General features: G+C 67.8%; 13 protein-coding genes. 7 read left to right on the top strand and 6 right to left on the bottom strand.

The annotated features are described in order from the left end of the window. The first annotated feature begins 63 nt into the window (after nt 1-63). The 6 genes from ASE91_RS07465 (at nt 64) to ASE91_RS07440 (ending at nt 9936) form a co-directional block, all read left to right on the top strand. Complete coding sequence (locus ASE91_RS07465) at nt 64-2961, top strand: TonB-dependent receptor plug domain-containing protein (RefSeq protein ID WP_082453883.1); 2898 nt, start codon at nt 64-66, stop codon at nt 2959-2961. 123 nt (nt 2962-3084) lie between these two features. Continuing rightward, nucleotides 3085-3840 carry a glycosyltransferase family 2 protein gene (locus ASE91_RS07460; RefSeq protein ID WP_055996509.1) on the top strand — a complete coding sequence of 252 codons (756 nt, stop codon included), beginning with the start codon at nt 3085-3087 and terminating at the stop codon, nt 3838-3840. Nucleotides 3841-3952: 112 nt separating this feature from the next. Then, entirely contained in the window at nt 3953-4285 is a 333-nt protein-coding gene (locus tag ASE91_RS07455; RefSeq protein ID WP_156357720.1) for a hypothetical protein, read from the top strand. Between the two features lie 57 nt (nt 4286-4342). Beyond that, nucleotides 4343-5605 carry a TolC family protein gene (locus ASE91_RS07450; protein ID WP_056624450.1) on the top strand — a complete coding sequence of 421 codons (1263 nt, stop codon included), beginning with the start codon at nt 4343-4345 and terminating at the stop codon, nt 5603-5605. Continuing rightward, nucleotides 5605-6747, top strand: coding sequence for an efflux RND transporter periplasmic adaptor subunit (locus ASE91_RS07445; RefSeq protein ID WP_056624446.1), 1143 nt, complete (start codon nt 5605-5607; stop codon nt 6745-6747). Before ASE91_RS07450 ends, ASE91_RS07445 begins: the two co-directional genes overlap by 1 nt. 3 nt (nt 6748-6750) lie before the next feature. Further along, complete coding sequence (locus tag ASE91_RS07440) at nt 6751-9936, top strand: efflux RND transporter permease subunit (protein ID WP_056624443.1); 3186 nt, start codon at nt 6751-6753, stop codon at nt 9934-9936. Nucleotides 9937-9970: 34 nt separating this feature from the next. On the opposite strand, the gene ASE91_RS19915 is transcribed toward ASE91_RS07440, so the two are convergent. Beyond that, nucleotides 9971-10165: a hypothetical protein gene (locus ASE91_RS19915; protein WP_162233633.1), complete on the bottom strand. Its 195-nt coding sequence runs from the start codon at nt 10163-10165 to the stop codon at nt 9971-9973. Between ASE91_RS19915 and ASE91_RS07435 the strand changes: the two genes are divergently transcribed. Then, nucleotides 10155-10895 carry a hypothetical protein gene (locus ASE91_RS07435; protein WP_200911213.1) on the top strand — a complete coding sequence of 247 codons (741 nt, stop codon included), beginning with the start codon at nt 10155-10157 and terminating at the stop codon, nt 10893-10895. The genes ASE91_RS19915 and ASE91_RS07435 overlap by 11 nt on opposite strands. Before the next feature lie 96 nt (nt 10896-10991). Here the strand turns inward: ASE91_RS07435 and nadA are convergent, their stop codons facing one another. The 5 genes from nadA to ASE91_RS07410 form a co-directional block, all read right to left on the bottom strand. Continuing rightward, entirely contained in the window at nt 10992-11987 is a 996-nt protein-coding gene (gene nadA / locus ASE91_RS07430; RefSeq protein WP_056624440.1) for a quinolinate synthase NadA, read from the bottom strand. Between the two features lie 93 nt (nt 11988-12080). After that, entirely contained in the window at nt 12081-12797 is a 717-nt protein-coding gene (locus ASE91_RS07425) for a DUF4230 domain-containing protein (protein ID WP_056624437.1), read from the bottom strand. Further along, nucleotides 12782-13639 (bottom strand): MBL fold metallo-hydrolase, encoded by an 858-nt coding sequence (locus ASE91_RS07420; RefSeq protein ID WP_056624434.1) that lies wholly within the window; start codon nt 13637-13639, stop codon nt 12782-12784. The genes ASE91_RS07425 and ASE91_RS07420 overlap by 16 nt, the downstream gene beginning before the upstream one ends. Before the next feature lie 113 nt (nt 13640-13752). Further along, nucleotides 13753-15402, bottom strand: coding sequence for a M56 family metallopeptidase (locus tag ASE91_RS07415; protein WP_056624432.1), 1650 nt, complete (start codon nt 15400-15402; stop codon nt 13753-13755). Beyond that, nucleotides 15399-15767, bottom strand: a complete 369-nt coding sequence (locus ASE91_RS07410) for a BlaI/MecI/CopY family transcriptional regulator (RefSeq protein WP_056398396.1) — start codon at nt 15765-15767, stop codon at nt 15399-15401. Before ASE91_RS07410 ends, ASE91_RS07415 begins: the two co-directional genes overlap by 4 nt. Nucleotides 15768-15845: the final 78 nt, after the last annotated feature.

Below are 15845 nucleotides of genomic sequence, written 5' to 3'. Positions count from 1 at the left end.
AAGGATGTTCTGCATTCCGACCAGTTTCGACGCCAAGGGGTGCGATGGTCGGGGGAAGTCACCATGTCGATCGTCACACGCCGTCACCTGCTTGCCGGGGCGGCGTTGCTTACCGCAGCATCCGCACAGGCCCAGACCGTAGCCGTGACGCCGCAGCCCCCCGAAGCCGCGACGAGCAACGACGACGGCGGTGAAATCGTCGTCACCGGATCGCGGATCGCCCGGCCAGACTATGCCGCGCCCAACCCGGTCGTGTCGTTGGGTGCCGAGGAACTTCGGCGATCGGGGACGACCAACGTCACCAGTTTCCTGCAACGCGTGCCCGCGCTCACCAACTCGCTCGACAGCACCCGCACCGCCGGCCGCAACCAGGCTGATGGCGCACTGGGACAGGTCGGGCTGAACCTGCTCGACCTGCGCGGCCTCGGCCCGAACCGGACGCTGGTGCTGGTCAACGGCCGTCGCCACGTCGCCGGACAGCCCGACACCGCCGCCGTCGATATCAACGCGATCCCGACCGACCTGATCGAACGGGTCGACGTGCTGACCGGTGCCGCCTCCGCCGTCTATGGTGCCGATGGCGTATCGGGCGTCGTCAACTTCGTCCTGCGTCGCGATTTCGACGGGATCGCCGCGCGGGCGCAGGCGGGCATTTCCGAACGCGGCGATGCCGGCAACCGCTTCGCGTCGCTGATCGCGGGACGCAATTTCGCCGAGGGGCGCGGCAATCTGACGCTGGCCTATGAATATAACGCCGATGATCCGCTGGCGAACGACGACCGCGATTATCTGGCGCTCGCCCAGCGCCAGTATTTCGTGAACCTCGACGGCTACGACCCGACCCGAGCCGGCAGCTACAAGATCGGACCGGTCACCGACCTGCGCTATCCCTATGGATCGAACCAGGGCTATGTCGTGATCGGCGATCAGGTGTTTCGCGGCGACGGCGCACTCTACACCCCCGGTCGCTTCCTGCAGAATGACGGTTACTCGATCGGCGGCGACGATACGCCGGTCGCGGGCTATGTCGGCGACATCCTGCCGCGCACCGAACGCCATGCGGTCAATGCGCTCGCCCATTTCGACGTCTCGGACGCGTTCAAGCTGTCGGTCGAGGGCAAGTTCGTCCAGAGCGAGGTGACCAGCTTCAGCGGCTATGGCGGTAATTACCCGGCCACCATCGCGCTCGACAACCCGTTCATCCCGCTGTCGATCCTGACCGCCGCGCGCGCCGCCGGCCTTACCTCGGTCGATATTAGCCGCAACAATTTCGACATCCCCCGCCGCGGCGAGCGCGACCGGCGGCGGACGTGGCGCGGCGTGGTCGATCTTGCCGGACGGATCAGCGACCATGCCAGCTACGACCTGTCCTATACCTATGGCCGCACCGATGTCCGCGCGACCAAGCTGAACGACCGGCTCAACACCCAATTCCTGAACGCCCTCGACGCGGTGCGCGATGCCAGCGGCGCGATCGTGTGCCGCTCGGCCGACGCGCGGGCGGCGGGGTGTATTCCGGTCAACACCTTTGGCGGTAATACCGTCGATGGCCGCTCGTTCGGCTATTATCTCAGCAACCCGGTCAGCAACGCGCGGATCGAACAGCATGTCGCCAACGCATCGGTGACCGGCGATTTCGGCCAGTTCTTCGAGCTGCCCGGCGGCCCCGTCGCCTTCGCCGCCGGTGGCGAATATCGTCGCGAATCGAGCCGCTTCCGCCCGGCACAGGCGCTGATCGACAATGCCTTCTACCAGTATGACGAATATATCATTCCGACCCCGTCGGATGGCAGCTTCGACGTCTGGGAAGCCTTTGGCGAGGTCAATGCGCCGTTGCTGAAGGAAGTGCCCTTCGCCCATCTGCTCTCCGTCGGTGCGGCGGGTCGCCTGTCCGATTATTCGACGATCGGATCGACCCGCGCGTGGCAGTTCAACGGAATCTACGCGCCGATCGCCGCGATCAGCGTCCGGGGTTCCTACGGCCGGTCAGTGCGCGCGCCCAATATCGGCGAGATCTTCCGTCCGCAGACCGGGACCAGCAACTTCTTCTCCGACCCCTGCTATGTCGCCAACCGCAGCCTCGGCACGTCGTTCCGGGCAGAGAATTGCCGCACGCTGATCGCCGCCGCCGGCGGCGATTTCGCGAACTTCACCGCCGCCAACAATCCCGACGCGACGATCTTCATTCCCGGTACGCAGGAGGGCAACCGCAACCTGCGTCCCGAAGTCGCGACGACATGGACGGCGGGCATCGTACTCCGTCCCAATTTCGTACCCGGCCTGTCGATCGCGGTCGATTGGTACGACATCGAGCTGCGCGATGCGATCAACACGCCAGACGCCAACACCATCGCCCAGTTGTGCGTCGATCAGCCGACGCTCGACAACGCCTATTGCCGGTCGATCAGCCGTCGCACGGGTACGGGCTTCATCAACGGCTTCACCGTGCAGCCGCAGAACGTCGCCGCCTTTCGCACCGCCGGGGCTGAACTGAACGTCACCTATCGCTTTTCGACCGCGCGCATCGGCGATTTCGACCTGCGGCTGGTCGGCGGCTATCTCGACCGGCTCGAACAGGTGGCGACACCGGGCGCGGTGACCGAGGACAATGTCGATCAGCCGTTCCGCCCGCGCTATACCCTCGCCTTCTCACCGACATGGAACAGCGGCACGTTGACGCTCAGCTATAATCTGCGCTGGCAGAACGGCGTCCGCCGCTTCTCGCGGATCGATACCGACAGCAACCCCAGCCTCGTCGATCCGCGCTATCTGCGGTACAAGGAATTGTGGAGCCACGACGTGCAGGCGCAGGTCGCGGTCAACGACGATTTCTCCTTCTATGGCGGCGTCAACAATCTGGGTGACCAGCGGCCCGATATCGGCTTCGAAACCAACGTGCCGATCTCGCCGGTCGGCCGCTATGTCTATGCCGGTGCCCGCCTGCGCTACGGCGGGCGCTAAAAGTCTGTTTGGAAACTTGCGAAAGGGCGAGTTTCAAGGCGGTACCGGCGCGTTTTCGAACGGCCTTTGCGCCGGTACGGTTGCGACGCTTGATCGTGGGCGTGGTTCTGGCATGGGACGGGGATGCTGCATTCCGCCGATCCGTTCGTCGCGTCGTACGACGTCGTCATCCCGTGTCACAACCGCGCGCACGTCGTCGCCGATGCGGTGGCGAGCGTGCTGGCGCAGGTGCCGGCACCCGAACGCGTGATCGTGGTCGATGACGGGTCGAGCGATGACAGCGCCGCCACGATCCGCGCTATTGCCGATACCGACCCGCGCGTGGTCGCGATGATCCTGCCGCGCAACGTCGGCGCATCGCAGGCGCGCAACAGCGGCGCGGCGCTGTCCACCGCCGACTGGATCGCGTTCCTCGACAGCGACGATGTCTGGCTGCCCGGCGCGGCGCGCGCGCTGCTCGGCAGCGTGGTGAGTGCCGCCAGCGACATCGTCGTCGGCTGGTTCGCGCGGGTCGAGGGCGATGCCGCGCCCGGTGATCCCGAATGCGGCTGGGACGGTGACTGCATCCGTGCGGGCCTTGCCAGCGGCGGGGTGATCGGGCCGAGTTGGTCGGTGGTCCGCCGCACGCTGGTCGAGCGCGTCGACGGGTTCGATCCCAGCTTCCACAATTGCAACGATTGGGATTTCTACACCCGGGCCGGGGCGGCGGGGGCCCGCTTCGCGCGGATCGACGCCTGTGTCGCGCAGTACCGCACCGTCGCCGGCAGCCGGCTGGTCAACGACACCGCGATCGGCGAACGCAATGCCCGCCGCGTGTTGGGGCATCCCTATCTGGCAGGGTTCGCACCCGGCGAGGCGGAGCGCGTCGCTGCCGGCTGATCGGTCCGGTTTCGCTCCGGTCATGACCGACGAATACGGTAGCATCGCGTCCTTGTTGTTTTCCGGCAGCCTCCCGGTGACTTTCCGTCGGCGATGCGATAGGGTCGCGCTCATGCTGACCCGTGCCTGGTCCCTGTTGCTCATGCTGCTGCTGTCGTCGCTGGTGCTGGCGACCACGGTCCATGCGCGCGAATCGGCCGGGCCGGCGACCGTCGAATGTTCGGGACCGGTCCATAGCGATGCCGATACCGGCCCCGATGGCAGCGACAACGACAAGGCGGCGCTGCACCATCACGGCAACTGCCACGCCGGGACGTTCAGCGTTCCGCAGCGTGGTTTGCTGAGCCTGTTTTCGCTGGCGACGGTCAATCCCGCTACGCTTGCGCAGATTCGTGGGGCACCGTCACGCGCGATCGATCCGGCGCTGCGGCCCCCCGCCGCCTGACGAACGCCACCGGCCGGTTACGACCGGCCTGACGCAGTTCGTTGGGATGTCTCCATCATGCAAATCTGGTTCGCGGCCATGTTGGTCGTGGCGTCGTGTGCCGGTCCGGCCATGGCGCAAACCGCCCCCGCCGACACGGGGCCGGTCTATACGCTCGATCAGGCGGTCGCGGCGGCGGGCGGTCGCGCACCGTCGATCGACGCCGCCAACGCTGCAGTCGATGCCGCCGAACAGGCGCGTGCCGTCGCGGCGCTTCGCCCCAACCCGCAGGTGCAGGCGCAGGTCGAAAATATCCTCGGCTCGGGTGCCTATCAGGGACTGCGCAGCGCCGAGACGACGCTCGGCATCGCCATACCGATCGAACTCGGCGGCAAGCGTAGCGCGCGCGGCGCGGTCGCCGGGGCACAATTGTCGCGTACCCGGATCGAGGCAGCCGTCATCGCGGCCGACCTGCGGCTGCGGATCACACAGCTGTATGTCGGCGCGCTGGCCGCCGACCGCCGCGTCGCGACCGCGCGCGAACAGGCCCGGATCGCCACCGAAGCACTCCGCGTCGCCACGATCCGGGTCGAGGCTGGCCGCGCCTCACCGCTGGAACGGCAGCGGGCCGAGGTCGCCCGCATCAATGCCGAGGCCGGGGTCGAACGCGTCGAGCGACTGGCGCAGGCGGCGCGCACCAACCTGTCGCGCCGGATCGGTCAGCCGGCGGCCGGGCCGCTCGACGACCGCCTGCTCGATCGCCTGCCCGCCGACACGCAGGGCCCCGTCGCGCCCGTCCTGCCCGACGGCACGCTCGCGCTGGCGGCGGCGCGGGCCGATATCGCCGTCGCCGATGCCGGCATTCGCCTCGCCCGCGCGGCCCGCGTTCCCGACCTCAATATCGGTCCGGCGATCCGGCGACTGGAGGCGACCAACGATACCGCCGCGGTGGTAGCATTGTCGCTGCCGATCCCGTTGTTCGACCGTGGTCGCGCGGCGATCGCGCAGGCCAGCGCCGAACGCACCCGTGCCGAGGCGCAGGCCCGCGTCACCGCGCTCGATGTCGCGCAGGCGATCACCGATGCGCAGGTACAGGCCGCCAATGCCGCGACCACCGCGCGCACCGCCGCCGGCCCGGCACTGGCAGCGGCGCAGGAGGCCGCGCGCATCGCCCGTATCGGCTATCGCGAGGGCAAGTTCGGCCAGACCGAATTGCTCGACGTCGAACGCACCCTTGCCGAAACCCGGCTCGCCGCGATCGATGCGCTGGCCGAGTATCAGAATGCCCGTGCGCAGTTGGAGCGACTGACCGCCCCTGCGCCGTCGACGGAGACACCGTGATGAAATTGCGCACGACCCTCGCGCTCGCCTTGTTGCTGTCGGCCTGTAACACCGTCGACGCCCCGACCAACGAAGCGGCGCAAGCCGAACATGGCGAGGAACATGGCGGCGAGCATGACGAAGCGACCGTCACCCTGACCGCCGAACAGATCGCGCTGGCCGGCGTCGAACTGGCCCGCCCGACCAACGACGGCGCGGCGACGATCGAAATCCCCGCGATCGTCGAGGGCGATCCGCAGGCGACGCAGGTCGTCTCCGCCGCGATCGGCGGACGGGTCGTCGCGCTCAACCGCAATCTCGGCGAAGGCGTCGCACGCGGACAGACGCTGGCGGTGATCGAAAGCCGCGAGGCGGCGCAGATCAAGGGCGAGGTACAGGCCGCCCGCGCCCGCCTGACACTTGCCAACAGCAATCTCGCCCGCGAACAGCGGCTGTTTGCGCAGAAGGTCACGCCCGAACAGGATCTGATCGCCGCGCGCTCCGCCGCGACCGAGGCGCGCATCGCGTTGACGCAGGCAAGCGCCATGATGGCCGCGATGGGCGGCGGGGGCGGCAGCCTCAACCGCATCGGCATCGTCGCCCCGATCGCCGGACAGGTGATCGCCCGCCCGGTGGTACTGGGTCAGACCGTCGCGGCGGACGCCGAACTGTTCCGCGTCGCCAACCTGTCGCGGGTCGCGCTGTCGCTCAGCCTGAAGCCCGAGGATGCCAGCCGCATCGCGCCGGGGAATGTCGTCACCGTCACCGCGCCGGGTCGGGAAACGACCGCCCGCATCCGCTTCGTCTCGCCCGCGCTCGACCCCGAAACGCGGCTGGTTCCCGCCATCGCCACGCTCGACAATCGCGGTGGCCAGTGGCGGGTCGGCGAACCGGTGACCGCCGCGATCCGCCTGACCGGCAGCGAAGGCACCGGCGCGATCCGCGTGCCGACCACGGCGGTCCAGACCGTCGAGAATCGCTCGGTCGTGTTCGTCCGTACCCCGACCGGGTTCAGGGCGGTTCCGGTCGAACTCGGCACCGCATCGGGCGGTGCGGTGGTCGTTCGCAAGGGGCTGTCGGGTAACGAACAGATCGCCACCACCGGCAGCTTCACGCTCAAGGCCGAACTCGGCAAGGGTGAAGCCACCCATGCGGATCACTGATCGATGATCGCCCGCATCGTCTCGTGGTCGGTCGCGCAGCGTTGGCTGGTTCTGCTGCTGACCCTCATCGCCACCGCCATCGGCGCATGGTCGCTCTATCGCCTGCCGATCGACGCCGTGCCCGACATCACCAACAACCAGGTGCAGATCAACGTCCGCGCCCCCGCCCTCTCGCCCGAACTGGTCGAGAAACAGGTCTCGTTCCCGATCGAGACCGCGCTCGCCGGCACCCCCGGCCTCGAATATACCCGCTCGCTCAGCCGCAACGGCTTTGCCCAGATCACCGCCGTCTTTTCGGAAGACACCGACACCTATTTCGCCCGGCAGCAGGTCGGCGAACGGTTGCAGGGGGTGCAGGAAAGCCTGCCGCCGGGCGTCACCCCCGAAATGGGGCCGATCGCGACGGGCCTTGGCGAAGTGTATATGTACACCGTCCGGCTTCAGCATCGCGGCGACGACCTGCACAAACCCGGCGAGCCCGGCCAGCAGCCCGATGGCAGCTATATCACGCCCGAGGGCGAACGGCTGGTCAGCGAAGAGGACAAGGCGACCTATCTGCGCACCGCGCAGGACTGGATCGTCACCCCGCTGCTGAAAACCGTGCCGGGTCTAGCCGGGGTCGATTCGATCGGCGGCTATGCCAAGCAGTTCCTCGTCGTCCCCGATATCCAGCGGCTGGCGGCGCTCGACCTGACGCTGACCGACCTCGGCACTGCGCTGGAACGCAACAACAGCAGCGTCGGCGGCGGCTTCGTCGATCGCGGTGGCGAGGGGCTGGCAGTCAGGTCCGACGCGCTGGTGCGCAGCGCCGCCGACCTGTCGCGCATGGTCATCGCCACCCGCGAAGGCGTGCCGATCACGCTCGATCAGGTCGCGACCGTGCGGACCGGACAGGCGGTGCGGATGGGATCGGCGTCGGAAAACGGCACCGAAGTCGTCGTTGGCACCGCGATCATGCGCATCGGCCAGAACAGCCGCACCGTCGCCACCGCGGTCGCCGACAAGCTGAAATCGATCAACGCCTCGCTGCCGCCCGACGTGGTGGTGCAGCCGGTGCTCGACCGAACCGCACTGGTCAACGCGACCATCGCCACCGTCGCCAAGAACCTTTCCGAAGGGGCGGTGCTGGTCATTGTCGTGCTGTTCCTGCTGCTCGGGAATTTCCGTGCGGCGGTGATCGCGGCGCTGGTCATCCCGATCACGATGCTGCTGACCGGGTTCGGCATGTTGCACGCGGGTGTGTCGGCCAATCTGATGAGTCTCGGTGCGCTCGATTTCGGGCTGATCGTCGACGGTGCGGTCATCATCGTCGAAAATGCGATGCGACGCCTTGCCGATCGTCAACATGCCGAGGGCCGGCTGCTCACCACCGACGAACGGCTCGACACCGTGACGGCGGCGGCGCGCGAGATGATCCGGCCCTCGGTCTATGGGCAGGCGATCATCATCCTCGTCTACCTGCCCTTGCTGACGCTGTCGGGGGTCGAGGGGCGGACGTTCGTGCCGATGGCGCTGACGGTCATCATCGCGCTCGCCTTCGCCTTCGTGCTGTCGCTGACCTTCGTCCCCGCGATGATCGCGCTGCTGCTGTCGCGCCGGATCGAGGAGAAGGACGGCCGGATCGTCGCGTGGCTGAAGGCGCGCTACGAACCCGGCCTCGACCGCGCGATGAAGCGCCCATCGCTGACCATCGGTGCGGGTATCGCCAGCCTGATCGTGGCGCTGCTCGCCTTTACCGGACTGGGACAGGTGTTCCTGCCGCAGCTCGACGAAGGCGATCTGTTGATTCAGGCGCTGCGCATCCCCGCGACCTCGGTCCAGCAGAGTCAGGCGATGCAGGTGCCGATCGAACGGCTGATGTCACGCCAGCCCGAGGTGCGCTTCGTCTATTCGAAGACCGGTACCGCCGAACTGGCATCGGACCCGATGCCGCCAAATGCCACCGACATGTTCGTGATCCTGAAACCCCGCTCCGAATGGCCAAACCCGCGTTTGCCCAAGGCGGAACTGGTCGAGCGGATCGAGCATGATCTGTCCAAGATTCCCGGCAACGCGTATGAGATCACCCAGCCGATCCAGATGCGCTTCAACGAACTGATCGCGGGGGTGCGCGGCGACATCGCGGTGAAGGTCTTCGGCGACGATTTCGACGCGATGAACCGCACCGCCGAACAGATCGCGGCGGTACTGCGCCAGACGAAGGGCGCGGCGGACGTGAAGGTCGAACAGACCACCGGTTTGCCGATGCTCGACATCCGCGTCGACCGGATGGCGATGGCACAGCGCGGCGTCACCGCGCAGGACGTGCAGGACGTCATCACCGCCACCATCGGCGGGCGGCCATCGGGCGTGATCTTCGAAGGCGACCGGCGGGTGCCGATCGTCATCCGCCTGTCCGACAGCCAGCGCGCCGACCTGCAACTGCTGGAGCGCGTACCGGTGCCGATTGCGGGCGGCGGCAGCGTACCGCTGTCGAGCGTGGCCGAAATCCGCGTCGTTGACGGCCCCAACCAGATCAGCCGCGAAAACGGCAAGCGCCGCGTCGTGGTGCAGGCCAATGTCCGCGGCCGCGACGTCGCCTCGGTCGTCGCCGATGCGCAGGAGGCGATCGCGGCGAAGGTCCGCCTGCCTTCGGGCAGTTATCTGGAATGGGGCGGTCAGTTCGAAAACCTCGCGTCCGCTACCGCCCGGCTGAAACTGGTCGTCCCGGCCTGTTTCGTGCTGATCCTGTTGCTGTTGTACGGCGCGCTGCGGTCGGTGCGTGACGCCGCGATCGTGTTTACCGGCGTTCCCTTCGCGATGGTCGGCGGCGTGCTGCTCCTGTACGCGCGCGGCATCGATTTCTCGGTATCGGCGGCGGTCGGCTTCATCGCGCTGTCGGGGATCGCGGTGCTCAATGGGCTGGTGATGGTCAGTTCGATCCAGCAACTGGTCGCGGGTGGCATGGCCCGGGCGGAGGCGGCGCGGACCGGGGCAATGCTCCGCCTGCGCCCGGTCGCGATGACCGCGCTCGTCGCCAGCCTCGGCTTCTTGCCGATGGCGCTGGGATCGGGCGCTGGGGCGGAGGTGCAGAAACCGCTCGCCACCGTCGTCATCGGCGGGCTGATCTCGGCCACGCTGCTGACCCTGTTCGTGCTGCCGACGCTGTACGCCCGGTTCGGGGAACGGCGCAGCGTGGCCAATCCCTGACATTTTCGGCGCGCCGGCACCCCCGGTGCGCCGATTAGTCGGAGCAGACAGAAAAAATAATGGAACCAACATGCCAGTAGCAGTTGGCAACCGAATGCAATGTTGCGAGTTTGCTCGCCATGACGACGCAATCCCCTGATATCGCCGACGTATCGTTCACGTCGCGCATGCTCCCCTTGGTTTGCGCTTCGGCACAAATCCTGACCCCCTTGCTGCCGATGATCGACATCGGGCGAACGATCGGCGATCAGTCGAACGCCGTCCGCACGCTGGTCACGCCCGCCGGCTGGGCGTTCGCGATCTGGGGCGCGCTCTACACCGGCGCGCTGGTGTTCGCGCTGTATCAGGCGCTACCCGCCCAGCGCGACAATGTGCTGATCGCCCGGTTGCGCGGCCCCGCCGCCGGGGCGTTCTTCGGCAACGCGCTATGGGCCGCCTATGTGCAGGTCGCCGGGCTGGGTGTGCCGTCGGTCGCGATCATCCTGTTCACGCTGCTGTGCCTGCTCAAAAGCTACCGCATTCTCGCCGCATGGCCATCGGGCTTCACCCCCGGTGAGCGGTGGTGCGCGGTCCTGCCGCTGACTGCGCTGGCCAGTTGGCTGACCGTCGCGTCGATCGTCAACATCACCGCGACACTGCGCGCGCACGGCGTCTATTTCGGCGGCGAAACGCCGTTCATCGCCGCGGCGGTGGTGGTCGTCGGTGGCGCGATCGCGTCGGCGGCACTGGTCGCCGGCCGGGGTTGCCCGCCCTATGCGCTGGTCTTCTTCTGGGCGCTGTCGGCGATCTGGGCATCGGGCGGGCAGCGATCGGCGCTGGTCGCGATCGGCGTGGTCATCGCCACGCTGCTGGTGCTGATCGGCACCATTACCGGCCTGCGCAATGGCGGCTTCGCCCATTGGCTGGGACGCGGCGTGCCGCGCGCTACGGACGAAATCCGGAACCAGGCCCGCGTGTGAATCGCACCCGCTCGCCCACCGGCGGGGGAAACCGCCCGTCCGGACGACCGATGGCATAGCGACTCGGCGTCCGGCACCCGTGCCGCTACGCCGCCGTCACCCCGCGCGCAGCGGTCCCAGATCGCCCAGCCCCACCGTGCCGCTGGCCATCGCCAGCATCCGGTCGAGCGACACCTTGGCCCGCTGGCGCAAGCCCTCCTCGATCTCGATCCGCGGCGACAGGTCGCGCAGCGCGATGTAGAGCTTTTCCAGCGTGTTGAGCGCCATATACGGACAGATATTGCAGTTGCAGTTCCCGTCCGCACCTGGCGCGCCGATGAATTGCTTGTTCGGCAACGCCTTTTCCATTTGGTGGATGATGTGCGGCTCGGTCGCGACGATCAGCGTGTCGCCGGGGAAGTCGGCGGCATAGGCGAGGATGCCGCTGGTCGACCCGACATAATCGGCATGGTCGAGGATGATCGCCGGGCATTCGGGATGCGCCGCGACCGGCGCGCCGGGATGCTGCGCCTTCAGCTTCAGCAACTCGGTCTCGCTGAACGCCTCGTGCACGATGCACACGCCCGGCCACAACAACATGTCGCGCCCGGTCTTGCGCATCAGATACCCGCCCAGATTGCGGTCGGGACCGAAGATCACCTTCTGATCGGCCGGCAGCTGCGCCAGAATCCTTTCGGCCGATGACGAGGTGACGATGATGTCGGACAGCGCCTTCACCTCGGTCGAACAGTTGATGTACGTCAGCGCGATATGGTCGGGATGTTTGGCCCGGAACGCCGCGAACTGGTCGGGCGGGCAGCTGTCCTCCAGCGAACAGCCGGCATCCATGTCGGGCAGGATCACCGTCTTGTCGGGCGACAGGATCTTTGCCGTTTCGGCCATGAAGCGCACGCCGCAAAACGCGATGACATCGGCATCGGTCGCCGCCGCCTTGCGGCTGAGGTCGAGGCTGTCGCCGACGAAATCGGCAAGGTCCTGAATCTCGGGTCGCTGGTAATAATGGCCGAGGATGACGGCGTTGCGCTCACGGCGCAGCCGGTCGATCTCGGCCAGCAGGTCGGTGCCGGTGGGCATTTCGGTGCGCGCGTTCATTGTCGTCTCCTGTGAACCTGCCCGTAGGTCGGTCCCGACCGCATCGCAAGCGGGACGTCCGCCCCTCCCCGCCAAGGGAGCGGAGCCGAAACCTCACCGCCGATTGGCGACCACCTCGGCCGGGTCCGCCGAAACATCCCAGCGCTCGTTGTTCCGAACGGCTCGTTCGGCCGGAAAGGTCACGACGACCCGCACATTCCGCTCACCCGCCGCCGCCAGTGGCGCGGCAAGCAACCGGGCCAGCCCGGCACGCGCCATCTCCCGCGCTTGCGCCAGTCGCTCGGGACTGCGCGCCTCGCGTTCGGCGCGCGTCTGCGCCACCGACGACACCCGCTGCGACAACGCCGCCGCCGCCTCGCGCGTGACGTACAGCCCGTTGGTCTGAACCAGCGTCCGGGCCGCTTCGTCGATATTCGCCCGCGCTACCGTTACCTCAGGCGCATCGACCACCAGCGTCCGGGTATCCGCCGACCAGCTCAGCTGCCCATCCCCGATCCCGCCAACATCGACGAAATAATCGACCGAATACGGCATCTTGACCACCTGATCGGACCGCAGCCAGCCAAAGCCGCGGACATCGCTTGCCGTCGCCTGCAACGTGCCCGACAACGACGCGACCTTCAGCGCGCTCGCCCCCGACAACCGCGCGGTGATGATCCGCGTCACCGCCTGCCCGCTGTCCGGCTCGGTCGTGACGGTATAGCGCTCTTCATAGCGTTGCCACAGCAGCCAACCGCCGACCGCCAATGCCAGGAGCACGACGACCGCGACGACCAGCCGCAGCGCCTGTGGCCTCACCTGCGATGCCATGTCGCGCCCTCCTGCATCACCAATCCCCGCCGCTCCATGTCAATCAGATGCGCCAGCACCGACCGCTGCGCCGCACCGACCAGCCCCGGTGCCAGTCCGACATACATCGCCGAAACCATCGTCGGCACGTCGTGCATGCCGCGTTCGATCGCCCGGACGATCTGCCCCTCACGCTGTCGACGATGGCCGAGCATACTGCGCACCAGCCGTTGCGGCGTCGCTACGACATCACCGTGCGCCGGGTAATAGACGCGATCATCACGTTCGAGCAGCTTCGCGAGGCTCGCCATGTACTCGCCCATGTCGCCATCGGGCGGCGACACGATCGTCGTCGACCAGCCCATGACATGGTCGCCGCTGAACAGCGCACCGCTTTCGGGCAAGGCAAAGGCGAGGTGGTTCGATGTATGGCCCGGCGTCGCCACCGCGACCAGCGTCCACCCGTCACCCGCCACCGCCTCGCCATCGGCCAGCACCCGGTCGGGGCGATAATCGATGTCGAACGCCGCATCCGAACGCGGGCCTGCATCGTCCATCGTCAGCGGCGCGCAGCCGATGATCGCCGCGCCGGTCCGCTCCGCCAGCGGTGCCGCGCCCGGACTGTGATCGCGGTGGGTGTGGGTGCACAGGATGGCGGCGACCTCGCGCCCGCCGACCGCCGCCAGAATGGCGTCGAGATGAACGTCGTCGACCGGCCCCGGATCGATCACTGCCACCGCCCCCGTGCCGCCGACCACGAAGCTCTGCGTGCCGCTATGGGTGTAGGGCGAAGCATTGCGCGCCAGCACGCGCGTCACCAGCGGTTCGAGCGGCTGGGCGATACCGGGGGGAAATTCGGCCATTACCGGGACAGATGGCGGCTGACCGCCGACGATACAAGGCGATCGGGCCGGCCGGCGCGAAGCCGACCGGCCCTGCCACGAACGAACGGGGCAGAACGTCCGTGGATCGGGTATCAGTCCTCGTCGTCCAACTGGGACTGAAGTTCGCTAATGCTTTCGTCGATGCCTTCGAGCGCGCTGGTGCGTCCTGCGGCCGGCATGTCCCGGTCCGCCGCGATCGACGCGCGGGTCGACCGCAGGCTGGCCAGCGCGGTCCGCAATCCCTGCCGGGCATAGATACGGCCCTGCGCCGCCTGTGCGTCACCGCGTGCCGCCGCCGCTTCGCCGCGGGCTGCCGCAGCCGCACCCATTGCCGCTATCCGGGCACCGTCCTGCGCGCGGCGTGCCGCTTCGCGGGTGATGATGCGGATGCGGTCGGAGCAGATGACGGTGACCTGCTTGCCGTCCTTGTTGCGCGTCACGCTGGTCTGCGTGCCGGGGCCGCAATTGCCGGCGACGACGTTCACTTCGGGGATGTCGTTGACATCCTGTCCGATCAGCTTGCCATCGCCATCGAACCGCTGGACGACGATCTTGCGGACCTCGCCACTCGCCCGCTTGCCCGACGTCGCGGGCATGGTGGGCATGGCCGGCATCACGACCGTCACCGGCATCGGCACCTGCGGCGTGGTCGCCGGGACCGCGGGTTTCGGCAAGGGCGCGGGGCTCGCAGGCTCTGCCGGCAGCGTCGCCGCCTGTGCGGGCACGATCGCCGCGACCGGAGCCAGCACCGCCGCCGCCTTCGCCTCGACTGCTGCGATCTCGACGCCGGTCGCATTCTCCATCTTGCCGCGTAGCGTCTCGGCCGCCTCCGTCCCCGACGCGGTGATCCCCAGCCCCAGCACGGCCAGCGCCAGCGTCGCGCCCCCGGCGATCCGCCTGGTGGCGGGCGACATCACCCGATGCTTCGACAACATGACAAGCCTCCCTTTCAGTTCATGGACGCCGTGCAGGTGACAGGCGGCCGACAGCCCCTGGCCATGCGCGGATTTGACGATGGCGGTGGCATAGGCGTGGCGGACGCCGGGCGTGGCGCGGGCCAGCACCATCGCGTCGCACGCCATCTCCTGATCGGCGCGGAAGGCCCGAAAGGCGCGCCACGCGACCGGATTGAACCAGTGGCACCCCAGCACAACCAGCGCGACCCAGTTGGCGAGCAGGTCGCCGCGCGCATGATGGCCCAGCTCGTGCGCCAGCGCCAACGCCTGTTCGCGTTCGTCATAGCGTTCGCGGAAATCGACCGGCATCGCGACGTAGCGATGCACCACGCCAAAGGCGAGCGGCCCGGCGGCATGGCGCGTCTCGATCATCTTGACGTGTCCGTTCGCCACCCCCTTCGCTCGCCCCGACGCCAGCACCTTCGCACAGAATCGGCGATGCTGGACGACATGCCAGGTGACGAACGCGATGGCGCCCAGCAGCCAGAGCGCGACCACCGCCAGCGGCACGTCGGCCATACCCCACCCCTGCGGCAGCGCCGGGATGTCGGCGACCGGCACGCCCAGCGAAAACACCCCCGGCTCGGTCGCGGCACCGATCGGTGCGATATCGACCGGCCGCCACGCATCGGGAATCGGCGGCAGGATCATGCGCAGCGCGGGCAGCGCCCACAGCGCATAGGCCGCCTGCGGACCGAACCGCCGCGCGACCGGACCGCGCAGCACCAGCACCAGCAGCATCAGCAGCGTCGCCGCCGCGATCGTCTCCACCGCCCATCCGATCATTGTTTCAGCGCCTTTAACAGAGCCTCGATCTCGTCGATTTCCTTCGCGCTCAACTGGTCGCGTTCGGCCAGATGCGCGACCAGCGGGGTCAGGCTGCCACCGAACAACCGGTCGATGAACTTCTGCGATTCCCCCGCGACATATTCCTCACGCGCGACCAGCGGGCGATAGCGGTAGCGCCGCCCATCCTCCTCCGCGCCGATCACGTCCTTGGCGAGCAACCGGCCGAGCAGCGTCTTGACGGTATTCGCGCTCCAGTCGCGCAGCGGGGCGACGCGTTCGACCACCTCCTGCGCGGTGAGCGGGTTCTTGTCCCAGAGCACTTCCATGACGGCATGCTCGGCATCGCTGATTCGTTCGGCCATGGGCAATGACTACACCCGTGGTCGCCACGTTTACAAGTGTAATTTGTTTACGCCATCCAACCTGTCGGAACCGCTTAC

Origin of the sequence: Sphingomonas sp. Leaf62 (genome assembly GCF_001421915.1) — a bacterium.
Classification (GTDB): Bacteria; Pseudomonadota; Alphaproteobacteria; order Sphingomonadales; family Sphingomonadaceae; genus Sphingomonas.
The sequence above is the reverse complement of the archived record's forward strand: the minus strand, read 5'-3'. Positions and strand labels throughout refer to the sequence as shown.